The organism is Escherichia sp. WS547 (genome assembly GCF_046486065.1).
Lineage (GTDB): Bacteria > Pseudomonadota > Gammaproteobacteria > Enterobacterales > Enterobacteriaceae > Escherichia > Escherichia coli.
In genome coordinates this window covers 19,616-35,219 of record NZ_JBJQMA010000017.1, presented here as the reverse complement: position 1 = coordinate 35,219, position 15,604 = coordinate 19,616, and the positions used below count along the sequence as shown (strand labels likewise).

Genomic DNA, 15,604 nt, shown 5'->3' with positions numbered 1-15,604 from the left:
CCCGACAAATCCACGTCGCACAACCTAAATATTCAAAAAAATGAATATTTAATTCAAGGAACAGAAACGAGGCAACAAGATGTTTGTAGAAGCATTGAAACGCCAGAACCCGGCGCTAATTTCCGCCGCACTAAGCTTGTGGCAAAAGGGCAAGATCGCCCCGGACAGCTGGGTGATCGACGTGGATCAGATACTGGAAAACGGTAAGCGGCTGATTGAGACGGCGCGGCTTTACGGCATTGAACTGTATCTGATGACCAAGCAGTTCGGTCGCAATCCTTGGCTGGCGGAAAAACTGCTGGCGCTGGGCTACAGCGGTATTGTGGCGGTGGATTACAAAGAGGCGCGAGTCATGCGCCGCGCCGGTTTGCCGGTGGCGCATCAGGGGCATTTGGTACAAATCCCTTGTCATCAGGTTGCTGACGCCGTTGCACAGGGCACCGACGTCATCACCGTGTTTACTCTCGACAAAGCGCGGGAAGTTTCTGCGGCAGCGGTGAAGGCCGGACGTGTGCAGTCTGTGCTGCTCAAAGTTTATAGCGACGATGATTTTCTTTATCCGGGGCAGGAGAGCGGTTTTGTACAGCATTCGCTGCACGAGGTGGTTGCTGAAATTAAGAAACTGCCGGGGTTGCATTTAGCTGGACTAACCCATTTCCCTTGCCTGCTTTGGGATGAGGCTGCCGGGAAAGTTTTGCCGACACCGAATCTTCACACGCTGATACAGGCACGGGATCAACTAGCGAAATCTGGTATTGCGATTGAGCAACTGAACGCACCTTCTGCGACCAGCTGCACTTCGCTGCCATTGCTGGCGGAATACGGTGTGACTCATGCCGAACCCGGTCATGCGCTGACGGGGACGATTCCGGCAAACCAGCAGGGCGACCAGCCTGAACGTATCGCGATGCTCTGGTTAAGTGAAATCTCCCATCATTTCCGTGGCGACAGCTACTGCTACGGCGGCGGTTATTACCGTCGTGGTCACGCGCAACATGCGCTGGTGTTTACGCCAGAAAATCAAAAGATTACTGAAACCAATCTCAAAACTGTGGATGACAGCAGTATCGACTACACCCTGCCGCTGGCAGGCGAGTTTCCGGTAAGCAGTGCAGTAGTGCTCTGTTTTCGCACGCAGATTTTTGTCACCCGTAGCGATGTGGTGTTGCTGTCCGGTATTCACCGTGGCGAACCAGAAATCGTCGGTCGTTATGACAGTCTTGGAAACTCTATGGGGGCGTAAATGGCGCGATTTGTGGTGTTAGTGATTGATAGCTTTGGCGTAGGGGCAATGAAAGATGTCACGTTGGTGCGTCCGCAGGATGCCGGGGCAAATACCTGTGGTCACATCCTGAGCCAGCTGCCGCATTTGCAGCTACCAATGCTGGAGAAAATGGGGCTAATCAACGCATTAGGTTATGCGCCTGGAGATATGCAGCCGTCAGACTCCGCAACCTGGGGCGTGGCAGAGCTGCAACATGAAGGTGGCGATACCTTTATGGGGCATCAGGAAATTTTAGGCACGCGCCCGTTACCGCCGCTGCGGATGCCCTTTCGCGATGTGATTGACCGTGTTGAGCAGGTATTAGTATCCGCCGGTTGGCAGGTGGAGCGCCGTGGCGATGATCTGCAATTTCTGTGGGTCAATCAGGCGGTTGCGATTGGCGATAATCTCGAGGCGGATTTAGGCCAGGTCTATAACATTACCGCCAATCTCTCTGTGATCTCTTTTGACGACGCAATCAAAATTGGTCGTATCGTGCGTGACCAGGTACAGGTCGGTCGGGTCATTACATTTGGCGGCCTGTTAACTGACAGTCAACGCATTCTCGATGCCGCAGAAAGTAAAGAAGGGCGCTTTATTGGTATCAATGCGCCGCGTTCAGGCGCTTATGACAACGGCTTCCAGGTCGTGCATATGGGCTACGGTGTCGATGATAAAGTGCAGGTGCCACAAAAACTGTATGAAGTGGGCGTACCAACCGTGCTGGTGGGGAAAGTGGCGGATATTGCCAGTAATCCTTATGGCGTGAGCTGGCAAAACCTGGTGGATAGCCAGCGGATTATGGATATCACCCTCGACGAATTTAACACGCATCCGACGGCGTTTATTTGCACCAATATCCAGGAAACCGACCTCGCTGGTCACGCGGAAGACGTCGCACGTTATGCCGAACGTTTGCAGGTCGTTGACCGTAACCTTGCCCGGCTTATTGAGGCGATGCAGCCAGATGATTGCCTGGTCGTGATGGCGGATCACGGTAACGATCCGACCATTGGTCACAGCCACCATACCCGTGAAGTGGTGCCAGTGCTGGTTTATCAGCAAGGGCTGGTCGCTACGCAGCTTGGTGTGCGCACCACGCTTTCTGATGTGGGGGCTACCGTGTGTGAATTTTTCCGTGCGCCACCGCCACAAAATGGTCGCTCTTTTCTTTCCTCCCTCCGGTTTGCAGGAGACACCCTATGAGTTTTGATCCGACGGGCTACACCCTCGCCCATGAGCATCTGCATATTGATCTCTCCGGCTTTAAAAACAACGTGGACTGCCGCCTTGATCAGTATGGGTTCATTTGCCAGGAGATGAACGACCTGATGGCCCAGGGCGTGCGTAATGTGATTGAGATGACCAACCGTTATATGGGGCGCAATGCGCAATTTATGCTCGATGTAATGCACGAGACGGGGATCAACGTGGTGGCCTGCACCGGTTATTACCAGGACGCGTTTTTCCCGCAACATGTGGCGACCCGCAGTGTGCAGGAACTGGCGCAAGAGATGGTCAATGAAATTGAGCAGGGTATCGATGGCACGGAGCTGAAAGCCGGGATTATCGCGGAGATCGGCTCCAGCGAAGGGAAGATTACGCCGCTGGAAGAGAAGGTGTTTATTGCCGCCGCGCTGGCACATAACCAGACCGGACGCCCGATCTCCACGCATACGTCGTTCAGCACGATGGGGCTGGAACAACTGGCTCTGTTGCAAGCCCACGGAGTTGATCTTTCGCGCGTCACCGTTGGTCACTGCGATCTGAAAGACAACCTCGACAACATTTTGAAGATGATCGATCTCGGCGCGTATGTGCAGTTCGACACCATCGGCAAGAACAGTTACTACCCGGACGAAAGGCGCATTGCGATGCTCCACGCGCTACGTGACCGTGGTTTGCTGAACCGCGTCATGCTGTCGATGGATATTACGCGCCGCTCCCATTTAAAAGCCAACGGTGGTTATGGCTATGACTATTTATTGACCACCTTTATTCCGCAATTGCGCCAGTCAGGATTCAGTCAGGCCGATGTGGATGTGATGTTACGTGAAACTCCCTCTCAATTTTTCCAATAAGGACAGACTCATGAAAAAGATTGGTGTTGCAGGCTTACAGCGTGAGCAGATTAAAAAAACCATTGAAGCGACGGCTCCTGGCTGTTTTGAAGTTTTCATTCACAACGACATGGAAGCGGCAATGAAAGTCAAATCCGGGCAACTGGATTACTACATCGGCGCGTGTAATACCGGTGCGGGCGCGGCATTGTCGATTGCCATCGCGGTGATTGGCTATAACAAAAGTTGCACCATTGCCAAACCAGGCATTAAAGCGAAAGACGAACATATCGCCAAAATGATCGCCGAAGGGAAAGTGGCGTTTGGGCTTTCCGTTGAGCACGTCGAACACGCGATTCCGATGCTGATTAACCATCTGAAATAAAAGGCACGACTATGGATCTGTATATTCAGATTATCGTGGTGGCGTGCCTGACGGGTATGACATCGCTTCTGGCGCATCGCTCGGCGGCCGTTTTTCATGACGGTATCCGCCCGATCCTGCCGCAACTGATTGAAGGCTATATGAACCGTCGCGAGGCGGGGAGTATCGCTTTTGGTCTGAGCATTGGTTTTGTGGCTTCGGTGGGGATCTCTTTTACCCTGAAAACCGGACTGCTCAACGCATGGTTACTCTTTCTTCCTACCGATATCCTCGGCGTACTGGCGATAAACAGCCTGATGGCGTTTGGTCTTGGCGCTATCTGGGGCGTGTTGATCCTTACTTGCCTGTTACCGGTAAACCAGCTGCTGACCGCGCTACCGGTGGATGTATTAGGTAGCCTGGGGGAATTAAGCTCGCCGGTGGTTTCAGCTTTTGCACTGTTCCCGTTGGTGGCGATTTTCTACCAGTTTGGCTGGAAGCAAAGTCTGATCGCCGCCGTGGTGGTACTGATGACCCGTGTGGTGGTAGTGCGCTATTTCCCGCATCTCAATCCGGAATCCATCGAAATCTTTATTGGCATGGTGATGCTGCTGGGGATCGCGATAACTCACGACCTGCGTCATCGTGATGAAAATGATATTGATGCCAGCGGGCTTTCGGTGTTTGAAGAACGCACGTCGCGGATTATCAAAAACTTACCGTATATCGCTATTGTCGGGGCGCTGATTGCCGCCGTTGCCAGCATGAAGATTTTTGCTGGCAGTGAAGTGTCGATCTTCACACTGGAGAAAGCATATTCCGCAGGCGTAACGCCGGAACAATCACAAACGCTGATTAACCAGGCCGCTCTGGCGGAATTTATGCGCGGGCTGGGTTTTGTACCGTTGATTGCCACCACCGCGTTAGCCACTGGTGTGTATGCAGTTGCGGGCTTTACCTTTGTTTATGCGGTGGGCTATCTCTCGCCGAATCCGATGGTTGCAGCGGTATTAGGCGCAGTGGTTATTTCGGCGGAAGTCCTGCTGCTTCGTTCGATCGGCAAATGGCTGGGGCGCTATCCGTCGGTGCGTAATGCGTCAGATAACATCCGTAACGCCATGAATATGCTGATGGAAGTGGCGTTGCTGGTCGGTTCGATTTTCGCAGCAATTAAAATGGCGGGTTATACCGGATTTTCTATCGCAGTTGCCATTTACTTCCTCAACGAATCCCTGGGCCGTCCGGTACAGAAAATGGCGGCACCGGTCGTGGCAGTAATGATCACCGGTATTCTGCTGAATGTTCTTTACTGGTTTGGCCTGTTCGTTCCGGCTTAAGGAAGGCACCTATGAAGACGTATCCTTTGCAAAGCCTGACGCTTATTGAGGCGCAGCAAAAGCAGTTTGCGCTGGTGGACACGATTTGCCGCCATTTTCCCGGCAGCGAGTTTCTTACCCGCGGGGATTTGGGCTTAACGCCGGGGCTGAATCAACCGCGCATTACCCAGCGAGTGGAACAGGTGCTGGCTGATGCATTTCACGCACAGGCTGCGGCGCTGGTACAGGGTGCGGGTACTGGAGCGATTCGTGCGGCGTTGGCGGCTTTGCTCAAACCGGGGCAGCGTCTTCTGGTGCATGACGCGCCTGTTTACCCGACGACTCAGGTCATTATTGCGCAGATGGGGCTGACGCTTATCACTGCTGATTTCAATGACCTGTTGGCACTGAAGCAGGTTGTCGACGAGCAACAACCAGATGCCGCGCTGGTGCAGCATACGCGCCAGCAGCCGCAGGACGGGTACATTCTGGCAGATGTGCTGGCAACGTTGCGCTCGGCTGGCGTTCCTGCATTAACCGATGACAACTATGCGGTGATGAAAGTGGCGCGAATTGGCTGCGAATGCGGAGCAAATGTCTCGACTTTTTCCTGCTTCAAGCTGTTTGGGCCGGAGGGTGTTGGCGCGGTGGTAGGTGATGCCGATGTTATTAGTCGGATTCGCGCCACGCTCTATTCCGGCGGCAGCCAGATTCAGGGCGCTCAGGCGCTGGAAGTCTTGCGTGGGCTGGTGTTTGCGCCAGTGATGCACGCGGTGCAGGCGGGGGTATCTGAACGGTTGCTGGCCTTGCTCAACGGTGGTGCAGTTCCGGAAGTGAAAAGCGCCGTCATTGCCAATGCGCAGTCGAAGGTGTTGATTGTGGAGTTTCATCAGCCGATTGCCGCCAGAGTACTGGAAGAGGCGCAAAAGCTCGGTGCCTTGCCTTACCCGGTCGGTGCAGAGTCGAAATATGAAATCCCGCCGCTCTTTTACCGTCTTTCCGGAACGTTTCGCCAGGCGAATCCGCAACTCGAACATTGCGCGATTCGCATTAACCCAAATCGCAGCGGTGAAGAGACGGTGCTGCGGATTTTGCGTGAGAGTATTGCCAGTATTTAATCTTGTGCATGATGTTTTCGAAAAGAATGCAGAAATAAATACGCCCTCGGGTAACCCCGAGGGCGTCAGGCAATTAAACCGGTGTTAGCCGATTTCTGTCAGAGACTTACTGTGCAGTAGGACCGCAACCGCCAATGATTTTAGAAATAGAAATTGCCGGGTGCAGCAGGTAGTCGTAAGAGCAGTTCTTATCACGGTTTTCAATATGACCAGTACATGCAGTTAACGTAGCCAGTACTGCGCCTACCAGTGCAACTTTAATAAATTTGTTCATTTACATTCCCTATGTATTATATATTAATTAATATTCATTGATTATATGAATATAAGCAGACTGCTCATTAAGAACGATACAGGAATATTTAATTAGCGTCAGTGAGTGAATGGCTTAATTTTGTAAGTCGCTGTAACGGTGAATATAACCCATTAGCAGATAATATTTATTAAGGGGTTATGTTTTATTTGCTGAATATATAAAAAGAGTCATTAAGAAGGCCAGAATTCTCTGGCCCGGGTTACATTAATGGTTGGAGAACCAGTTCAGTTTATCGCGCAGGCCAACAACCCGACCAATAATAATTAGCGATGGACTGTTCATTTGCTGCGCCAGTTCGCCCAGCTGTGTGAGCGTACCGTCAATCACGCGCTGCGTGACTGCTGTTCCGTTTTCGACAATTGCCACCGGCATTTCGCCAGGCATACCGTGTTCAATCAGCTTTTGCTGAATAGTCGCAGCCTGATTCAGCCCCATATAGAACACCAGCGTTTGTTTTTCTGCCGCCAGGTTTTCCCAGTCCAGTTCGCCACCGGTTTTTAAGTGTCCGGTAATTAAGCGTACGCTCTGGGCATAATCGCGATGCGTGAGCGGAATACCCGAATAGGCAGAGCAACCAGAAGCTGCGGTAATACCCGGAACCACCGAGAACGGAATACCCGCGTTGCACAGTGTTTCCAGCTCTTCGCCACCACGGCCAAAAATAAACGGATCGCCGCCTTTCAGCCGCACCACGCGTTTGCCTTTTTGCGCTTCCCGTAGCAGGATCTGGTTTATCTCTTCCTGCGGTACGCAGTGGTATCCCGCGCGTTTGCCGACGAAAACGCGATCAGCATCGCGGCGTACCAGATTCATAATATCGTCAGAAACCAGACGGTCGTAGACCACCACATCTGCCTGCTGAATTTGTTGCAGACCTTTCAGTGTCAGCAGCCCGGCATCGCCCGGACCTGCACCAACCAGCACCACTTCACCGCGATGGTCGAGCGGTTCGTTGATTAACTGTTCGGTGGTTTCAGTAATGGCTTTCTGATCGTTGTTTGCCAGCGACTGCGCCAGGCGGTCATTAACGAACAGTTTTTCCCAGAAACGGCGACGTTCACCCATTGTGGCGAACTGTTGTTTCACTCGCCCGCGTAATTGCCCGGCGTATTTCGCCACCTGGCCCAGATGCAACGGCAGCAGTGATTCGAGTTTTTCGCGCAACAGGCGTGCCAGAACCGGAGAGGTGCCGCCAGAGGAGACCGCGACCATGAGCGGTGAGCGGTCAATAATCGACGGCATAATAAAGCTGGCGGCTTTCGGCGCATCGACCACGTTACAGAAGATGCGACGAGCTTCAGCGGCTTCACTGACGCGCTGGTTAAGCGCGTCATCATCCGTCGCTGCAATCGCCAGCCAGCAGGTGTCGAGAAGGCTTTCATCAAATGGCCCTTCGACGAGGGTTAACATGCCTGCATCTGCCCATGCGGTGAACTGTGGAATAAACGCTAATGCATTCACCGTTAAGCGAGCGCCTGCGTCTAACAGCAACCTTGCTTTGCGTTCCGCGACATCACCACCGCCGACAATCAGACAGTCGCGATCGCGTAATTGGCAAAATATAGGCAAATGATCCACGTAAAAACCCCTTAGTAATTAACCGGCAGCTGTTTCAGTTTGATTAAATTTGTCCGCAACCGGACGATTCGCTTTCGGCGTAGCATACCAATAACCCAATCCCATGAATACGGCACCTGATAAAGTATTACCCAGCGTCACCCACAGCAGGTTATGACCAATACCCGCCAGCGTGTAGGCTTCGCTGTGGTTGCCAAACCAGGAGAGGGCGAACAGCGTCATGTTAGCGATGGAGTGCTCGTAGCCGGACGCGATAAATGCCAGCAGACACCACCAGATAGCGATAAATTTCGCCGCCCCTTCAGTGCGCAGCGCCATCCAGATAGCCAGGCAAACCAGCCAGTTACACAATGCACCTTTGAAGAACAGTACCATTGCCGGTGCAGTGGTTTTAGCCAGCGCGACGGAGTGAACGATGCTGGTATCTACCGGCAGCAGGCTACCGCCACCCCAGCTATAGAGCATGGCAACGAAGACGGAACCGACCAGGTTACCCAGCCAGGTTTGCGGCAGGATTGCCCACATTTGCCCGTGGCTGATAGTGCCCGCTTTCACTCCAAAGGTGAGGAACATGGTGTGTCCGGTGAACAGCTCAGAACCAGCAATAATGACCAACGTTAAGGCGATACCAAAGGTCGCGCCCATCACCAGAGGACGTACGGACGGGTCGAGCAAATTACCGAGCGTGAAGATCAGGATGATCCCAAGACCCACATACGCGCCCGCCATGGCGGAGCTGACCCAGAAGCCGAGCGGGTTATTTGCCGACAGGCGTGCAATGCGCGCAGCGTTAGCCGCACACTTATTAATAGTGTCTGTAAACATTTGATTATCCTTTAAAAAATAAAAACAAAAAATAAAACAAAAAGTTTAAAAAATGTCCTGCAATATACCGAAGGTTATTACAGGACCATGCAAAAAGGGGAGGCATTGCGCCTCCCGTTAAAACATTAACCGCGTAGCTGCACCACGCCGTCTTTCACTCGCGCGTCGTAATGCTTGACGGAAAACTGTTCGTCTTCCATGCACAAGCCGTCGCTTAAGCGAAAACGCTGTTTTTTCAGCGGGCTGGCGACCCACAGCTCGCCCTGGTGTTCCGCAATCAGCCCGCGTGACAGCACGCTGGACTCGAAGAACGGGTCGATGTTGCTGATCGCAAACACCTGGTCGCTGTGATACGGGCGGAAAATTGCTACCTGCTCGTCACCTAACAGCGCGCAGACGCCGGTTTCAGGCAGGATGTCATCGATTTTGCAGATGTCTTTCCACTGGCTCATGCGTTGTCCTCCACCAGAGTTACCGGGATACGTTCATACGGCGTTGCCGGACGGTGCTGTTCGCGCTCTGGCACCATCTGCACGTTCGGGTCACGCTTGTCGCTGTTGATGAAGTGTTTGAAGCGAGTCTGCGCGGACGGTGTATTGACCGTTTCAGTCCACTCACACACTACCGCTTCACGCAGGCGCGCCATCTCTTCTTCCAGATGAGCGTTCAGCCCCAGTTTGTCGTCAATGATCACCGCTTTCAGGTAATCGATGCCGCCTTCGAGGTTTTCTAACCACGGCGCGGTACGCGTCAGTTTGTCGGCAGTACGGATGTAGAACATCATGAAGCGGTCGAGATATTTGATCAGCGTTTCGCGATCGATATCCGCCGCCAGCAGATCCGCATGACGCGGTTTCATGCCGCCGTTGCCGCAAACGTACAGGTTCCAGCCTTTTTCGGTGGCGATAATACCCACGTCTTTACCCTGAGCTTCTGAACATTCACGGGTACAGCCGGAGACACCGAACTTCATTTTGTGCGGCGTACGGATGCCTTTGTAGCGGTTTTCCAGTTCCACGCCGAGGCCGACGCTGTCACCAACACCGTAGCGGCACCAGGTGCTACCCACGCAGGTTTTCGCCATACGCAGTGCTTTCGCATAGGCATGACCGGTTTCGAAGCCGGCTTCAATCAGCTGACGCCAGATTTCCGGCAGATCGTCTTTCTGTGCGCCAAACATCGCCAGGCGCTGGGAACCGGTGATTTTGGTGTAGAGATTAAATTCACGCGCGATACGACCCACTGCCATCAGCCCTTCCGGGGTGATTTCACCGCCCGGAGAACGCGGGATCACCGAGTAGGTGCCGTCTTTCTGGATGTTAGCGAGGAAGTTATCGTTAGAATCCTGCAGAGGAGTATGTTCCGGCTTCAGAATGTATTCGTTCCAGCAGGAGGCCAGCAGCGAACCGACGGTCGGTTTACAAACTTCACAACCGTAGCCTTTGCCGTGTTTCGCCAGCAGCTCTTCGAAGGTTTTAATGCCTTCAACGCGGATCAAATGGAACAGTTCCTGACGCGAATAAGCAAAGTGTTCGCACAGGTTGTTGTTAACTTCGATGCCCTGTTTCGCCAGTTCCGCGTTCAGTACCTGAGTGACCAGCGGGATACAGCCACCGCAGCCAGTACCCGCTTTGGTTTCGGCTTTCAGCGCCGCAACGGTGTGGCAGCCTTTGTTGATGGCAGCAATCAGGTCGCCTTTGGTGACGTCGAAGCAGGAGCAGATTTGCGCGCTGTCCGGCAGTTTATCAACACCGATAGACGGCTTACCGCTACCAGAGTGCGCCGGCAGAATCAGAGAATCCGGGTTTTCCGGCAGCTCGATAGCATTCAGCACCAGTTGCAGCAGGTTGCCGTAGTCGCTGGTATCGCCCACCAGTACCGCACCGAGCAGGGTTTTGTTGTCTTCGCTGACAATAAGGCGTTTGTAGATCTCTTTGCTTTCGTCGAGGTAAACGTAGCTACGTGCGCCAGGTGTGCGACCGTGCGCATCACCAATACCGCCTACGTCTACGCCCAGCAGTTTCAGCTTGGCGCTAAGGTCAGCACCTTCAAAGGCGTTTTCGCTACCGAGAATATGGTCAACGGCGACCTGCGCCATTTTGTAGCCTGGTGCTACCAGACCAAATACACGGTTGTTCCAGCTTGCGCATTCACCGATGGCGTAGATATCCGGATCGGAAGTCTGGCAGGAATCATTAATGACAATACCCCCACGCGGAGCAACGTCCAGACCACACTGGGTTGCCAGCTTATCGCGCGGACGGATACCGGTAGAGAAGACGATAAAGTCGACTTCCAGTTCGCTGCCGTCGGCAAAACGCATGGTTTTACGCGCTTCGACACCTTCCTGCACAATCTCAAGGGTGTTTTTGCTGGTGTGAACGCGCACGCCCATACTTTCGATTTTGCGACGCAGCTGCTCGCCACCCATCTGATCAAGCTGTTCCGCCATCAGCATAGGGGCAAATTCGATAACGTGGGTTTCAATACCTAAGTTTTTCAGCGCGCCAGCGGCTTCCAGACCTAACAGGCCGCCACCAACAACGGCACCGCGTTTGCTGCGACGGGCGCAGGATTCAATGGCGTTGAGGTCTTCAATAGTGCGATAGACAAAGCAGTCCTGAGTATCAGAACCTTTGATTGGCGGGATCCACGGGTAGGAACCGGTCGCCATGATCAGCTTGTCATAAAAAACGGTGCGCCCGGCGCTGGAGTGAATCACCTTCTCCTGACGGTTGATGGTGATAGCGCGTTCGCCGACCAGAACTTTGATGCCGTGTTTCTCGTAGAAGCCTTCGCGCACCAGCGACAGCTCTTCGGCGGTGTGGTGAGAGAAGTAAGACGAGAGGTGTACGCGGTCATAAGCGATGCGCGGTTCTTCACAGAAAACGGTAATATCAAAGTTGGCCGCATCAGATTTATCAAGAAGATCTTCGATAAAGCGATGGCCGACCATACCGTTACCGATAATTGCGAGTCTGACTTTGCTCATTTTTGCCTCGATTTCTTTTCTATTACCGCCTACCTTAACGATTCAGCAACCCCGCTTATTGATGTAAATCAAATTCACCTTTATATACTCCTTAAGTGGTATATTGCTGATTTGTATAAATTTTCTTAAGTCACGGAATTGTCTGACATTTCATGTTTGTGCAAAAAACAGACAAATTGAACGGGTTTATAGAAATAGATGCACGTAGCAGGGTAAGAGAGGAAAAGGCCGGACGACGATAGCGCCGCCCGGCATGAGCAATTAATGAGAGGTCAGGGTGTTATGCTGACGGTGACGGCTGACGAAACCTAACAGGAAGCACATCACAAAGACGACAGCGTACAGACCGTTTGCTGTAAGCAGTGCCGCCTGCGGACCGCTATGTTCAACAATCGGGCCGGTAACCACAAAGGTCAACATAGTACCGATGGTTCCGCAGGTCAGGACAAAGTTAACCAGTTTTGGCGACGGTACTTTGGTCTGCTGTGAACCCAGGGTGATGATGGTGGTATAGATCGCGCTGGAGAAGAAGCCCAGAGCGAGAATTGACCAAGCCATATGTGCTGGTGTTCCGGTGTTAAAGACGTACATCAGAATCGCAGCCAGACCAGCCAGTACGGTCAGAATACGTTGCAAATCAAAGAAGCGAAGAATAAAGCTGAACGCCCACATGCCGACCATATATGACATCCAGAAGTTACTCACCAGCGTGCCAGCATCATTCAGGCTCATGCCCAGGCCTTTGGCATACTCAGGCACCCAGGAGATAAAACCTAACTGACCGAGGATGTAGCACAGCGCCGCAACTGAGAGAAACAGTACGCCGATCCCCCACTTTTCTTTCGCTACCGGAGCATCCGTTTTTGGTGCATGTTTGCCCAGTGCCGGGAACTCACAGCCGAAGGTCAGAATAAAAATAGCGACATACACCAGCCCGATGCAGGCATAAACCCAGTACCACTCAATGCTGCGCGCCAGTAGAAACGCGGCGATCATTGGGAAAATCATCCCAGCCATACTGAAGAAGGAGTCAGTAAATAACAGGCGGGAACCGCGCTGACGCCCTTCATACATTTGTGTTATCAGGAATGTACCAATCGACATAGTAATGCCGCTGACCACCCCGAGAATGAACATTGCCGCCGAGAACAGCGCCAGGCTGTGGCTGAACATCAAACCGGCAACCGCCAGCACCATCAGGAGAAAGCCAAAACGTAACTGCGTTTTCAACGGGACGATTTCCATCAGCCAGGCGTTGAGGAAGATAGAGATTAAAATGCCGGCGTTGAGGAAGGTGAAGGTGTTACTCATACTGGAAACAGGCAGATTGAAATAATCGGCGATATTTCCCATCACCATCCCGGTGACAATAACCAACGCACCGGTCAGTGCGTAGGAGAGAAAGCTAATCCATGTGAGCTTGATGCGATTGCTGTTAGTCATGATTGGCCTGCGTTCAAAAATAAAATGGCATAGCGGGATATGCCGCGAGCGGGCGATTTTAGGTGATTTTGTGATCTGTTTAAATGTTTTATTGCAATCGGTTGCTAAATTGCATTTTAAGAGGTGATTTTGATCACGGAATAAAAAGTGATCGTCAGGTTACATATATTTCAGATACGTAAAATTAGGTAAAGGGATGGCCTTGTTCTTGAAGGCTATTTAGAATCTCTTCACTTGCTTTTTTTCTGCTCTGTTTGTTAAGGAAATCTCATGTTCAAATCGACCCTGGCGGCGATGGCTGCTGTTTTCGCTCTTTCTGCTCTTTCTCCCGCAGCAATGGCAGCGAAAGGGGACCCGCACGTATTGTTGACAACCTCAGCTGGTAACATCGAACTGGAGCTGGATAAACAAAAAGCGCCAGTGTCTGTGCAAAACTTTGTCGATTATGTGAACAGCGGTTTTTATAACAACACTACCTTTCACCGCGTCATTCCTGGCTTTATGATTCAGGGCGGCGGTTTCACCGAGCAGATGCAGCAGAAAAAACCAAACCCGCCAATCAAAAATGAAGCCGATAACGGCCTGCGCAACACGCGTGGCACCATCGCGATGGCGCGTACCGCTGACAAAGACAGCGCCACCAGCCAGTTCTTTATCAACGTTGCCGATAACGCCTTCCTTGACCATGGTCAGCGTGATTTCGGTTACGCGGTATTTGGTAAAGTGGTGAAAGGCATGGACGTTGCCGATAAGATTTCCCAGGTGCCGACTCATGACGTTGGTCCGTACCAGAATGTGCCGTCAAAACCGGTAGTTATCCTTTCCGCTAAAGTCCTGCCGTAATGATTTCTCGCGCGGGCAATCTTGCCCGCGCTTCTGCTCTCCCGGCGTAACCCAGATTTGCCGCTTATACTTGTGGCAAATGGACACGTTCAGGGAGGCATCAAGTGAAGAAACTCACCGATAAGCAAAAGTCCCGTCTCTGGGAGCTTCAGCGTAATCGTAATTTCCAGGCCAGTCGCCGTCTTGAAGGCGTCGAGATGCCTTTAGTCACTCTTACTGCCGCAGAGGCTTTAGCGCGCCTTGAAGAGCTGAGGAGGCACTATGAGCGATAAATTCGGCGAAGGGCGCGATCCGTATCTTTATCCTGGCCTTGATATCATGCGTAACCGGCTGAACATCCGCCAGCAACAGCGGCTGGAACAGGCCGCTTACGAAATGACGGCGCTGCGTGCTGCGACCATTGAGCTTGGTCCGCTGGTGCGCGGTTTACCGCATTTGCGCACTATCCATCGCCAGCTGTATCAGGATATTTTTGACTGGGCGGGGCAACTGCGTGAAGTTGATATTTATCAGGGTGATACGCCGTTCTGCCACTTTGCTTATATCGAAAAAGAGGGCAATGCCCTGATGCAGGATCTGGAGGAAGAAGGTTATCTGGTTGGCCTGGAGAAAGCGAAGTTCGTCGAGCGGCTGGCGCATTACTATTGTGAAATCAACGTGCTGCATCCCTTCCGGGTGGGAAGTGGTTTGGCACAGCGGATCTTCTTCGAGCAGCTGGCGATTCATGCCGGATATCAACTGAGCTGGCAGGGTATCGAAAAAGAGGCCTGGAATCAGGCAAATCAGAGTGGGGCAATGGGGGATCTCACCGCGCTGCAGATGATATTTAGCAAAGTGGTAAGCGAAGCCGGGGAATCTGAGTAAAATAGCGCGGTTCTTTCGTACCGGAGCCGCCATGATCCTGCTTATAGATAACTACGATTCTTTTACCTGGAACCTCTATCAGTACTTTTGTGAACTGGGGGCGGATGTGCTGGTTAAGCGCAACGATGCGTTGACGCTGGCGGATATCGACGCCCTTAAACCACAAAAAATTGTCATCTCACCCGGACCCTGTACGCCAGATGAAGCCGGGATCTCCCTTGACGTTATTCGCCACTATGCCGGGTGCTTGCCGATTCTTGGCGTTTGCCTCGGTCATCAGGCAATGGCGCAAGCATTTGGCGGTAAAGTTGTGCGCGCCGCAAAGGTCATGCACGGCAAAACCTCGCCGATTACACATAACGGTGTGGGCGTATTTAAGGGGCTGGCAAATCCACTTACCGTGACACGCTACCATTCGCTGGTGGTGGAACCTGACTCATTACCTGTGTGCTTTGAAGTGACGGCCTGGAGCGAAACCCGCGAGATTATGGGGATTCGCCATCGCCAGTGGGATCTGGAAGGTGTGCAGTTCCACCCGGAAAGTATTCTCAGCGAACAAGGACATCAACTGCTGGCTAATTTCCTGCATCGCTGATTTCTGATTGCTATTAAGTGATTTTT

16 protein-coding genes are annotated in these 15,604 nt (G+C 52.4%); 10 read left to right on the top strand and 6 right to left on the bottom strand.

The window, feature by feature from the left end:
• The first annotated feature begins 79 nt into the window (after positions 1-79).
• The 6 genes from ACJHWK_RS15670 to ACJHWK_RS15645 are packed head-to-tail and all read left to right on the top strand — an operon-like array spanning position 80 to position 6,122.
• A complete protein-coding gene (locus ACJHWK_RS15670) occupies positions 80-1,243 on the top strand; it encodes a YhfX family PLP-dependent enzyme (RefSeq protein ID WP_001521457.1) in 1,164 nt (387 codons plus the stop codon).
• Entirely contained in the window at positions 1,244-2,470 is a 1,227-nt protein-coding gene (locus ACJHWK_RS15665) for a phosphopentomutase (protein WP_001521456.1), read from the top strand.
• Positions 2,467-3,345, top strand: a complete 879-nt coding sequence (locus tag ACJHWK_RS15660) for a phosphotriesterase-related protein (protein ID WP_001521454.1) — start codon at positions 2,467-2,469, stop codon at positions 3,343-3,345. The genes ACJHWK_RS15665 and ACJHWK_RS15660 overlap by 4 nt, the downstream gene beginning before the upstream one ends.
• A 10-nt stretch (positions 3,346-3,355) precedes the next feature.
• On the top strand, positions 3,356-3,709 hold the full coding sequence (locus ACJHWK_RS15655; protein ID WP_000719728.1) for a DUF2620 domain-containing protein: 354 nt from the start codon (positions 3,356-3,358) through the stop codon (positions 3,707-3,709).
• An 11-nt stretch (positions 3,710-3,720) separates the two neighbouring features.
• Positions 3,721-5,025, top strand: a complete 1,305-nt coding sequence (locus tag ACJHWK_RS15650; RefSeq protein ID WP_000366861.1) for a YhfT family protein — start codon at positions 3,721-3,723, stop codon at positions 5,023-5,025.
• A gap of 11 nt (positions 5,026-5,036) precedes the next feature.
• The gene (locus ACJHWK_RS15645; RefSeq protein WP_001521453.1) at positions 5,037-6,122 is read left to right on the top strand and encodes an aminotransferase class I/II-fold pyridoxal phosphate-dependent enzyme; all 1,086 of its coding nucleotides are present in this window, start codon (positions 5,037-5,039) and stop codon (positions 6,120-6,122) included.
• A 106-nt stretch (positions 6,123-6,228) separates the two neighbouring features.
• On the opposite strand, the gene ACJHWK_RS15640 is transcribed toward ACJHWK_RS15645, so the two are convergent.
• From ACJHWK_RS15640 to tsgA, 6 genes are all read right to left on the bottom strand, one after another.
• Entirely contained in the window at positions 6,229-6,396 is a 168-nt protein-coding gene (locus ACJHWK_RS15640) for a YhfL family protein (protein WP_001031834.1), read from the bottom strand.
• A 246-nt stretch (positions 6,397-6,642) separates the two neighbouring features.
• Positions 6,643-8,016, bottom strand: coding sequence for a siroheme synthase CysG (gene cysG, locus ACJHWK_RS15635; RefSeq protein WP_000349855.1), 1,374 nt, complete (start codon positions 8,014-8,016; stop codon positions 6,643-6,645).
• Between the two features lie 18 nt (positions 8,017-8,034).
• The gene (gene nirC, locus ACJHWK_RS15630) at positions 8,035-8,841 is read right to left on the bottom strand and encodes a nitrite transporter NirC (RefSeq protein ID WP_000493563.1); all 807 of its coding nucleotides are present in this window, start codon (positions 8,839-8,841) and stop codon (positions 8,035-8,037) included.
• A gap of 125 nt (positions 8,842-8,966) precedes the next feature.
• The gene (gene nirD, locus ACJHWK_RS15625) at positions 8,967-9,293 is read right to left on the bottom strand and encodes a nitrite reductase small subunit NirD (RefSeq protein WP_000084762.1); all 327 of its coding nucleotides are present in this window, start codon (positions 9,291-9,293) and stop codon (positions 8,967-8,969) included.
• Positions 9,290-11,833, bottom strand: a complete 2,544-nt coding sequence (gene nirB, locus ACJHWK_RS15620) for an NADPH-nitrite reductase large subunit (RefSeq protein WP_000049213.1) — start codon at positions 11,831-11,833, stop codon at positions 9,290-9,292. The genes nirD and nirB overlap by 4 nt, the downstream gene beginning before the upstream one ends.
• 261 nt (positions 11,834-12,094) lie before the next feature.
• Positions 12,095-13,276: an MFS transporter TsgA gene (gene tsgA / locus ACJHWK_RS15615; protein WP_000185229.1), complete on the bottom strand. Its 1,182-nt coding sequence runs from the start codon at positions 13,274-13,276 to the stop codon at positions 12,095-12,097.
• A 270-nt stretch (positions 13,277-13,546) separates the two neighbouring features.
• Here tsgA and ppiA point away from each other — a divergent pair, with 270 nt between their 5' ends.
• The 4 genes from ppiA to pabA all read left to right on the top strand — a co-directional run bounded on the left by ppiA (position 13,547) and on the right by pabA (position 15,578).
• Positions 13,547-14,119 carry a peptidylprolyl isomerase A gene (ppiA, locus tag ACJHWK_RS15610; protein WP_000477225.1) on the top strand — a complete coding sequence of 191 codons (573 nt, stop codon included), beginning with the start codon at positions 13,547-13,549 and terminating at the stop codon, positions 14,117-14,119.
• A gap of 104 nt (positions 14,120-14,223) precedes the next feature.
• Complete coding sequence (locus tag ACJHWK_RS15605) at positions 14,224-14,391, top strand: YhfG family protein (RefSeq protein WP_000736860.1); 168 nt, start codon at positions 14,224-14,226, stop codon at positions 14,389-14,391.
• The gene (locus ACJHWK_RS15600) at positions 14,381-14,983 is read left to right on the top strand and encodes a putative adenosine monophosphate-protein transferase Fic (protein WP_001280641.1); all 603 of its coding nucleotides are present in this window, start codon (positions 14,381-14,383) and stop codon (positions 14,981-14,983) included. Before ACJHWK_RS15605 ends, ACJHWK_RS15600 begins: the two co-directional genes overlap by 11 nt.
• A gap of 31 nt (positions 14,984-15,014) precedes the next feature.
• Entirely contained in the window at positions 15,015-15,578 is a 564-nt protein-coding gene (gene pabA / locus ACJHWK_RS15595; RefSeq protein ID WP_001521451.1) for an aminodeoxychorismate synthase component 2, read from the top strand.
• Positions 15,579-15,604 lie beyond the last annotated feature (26 nt).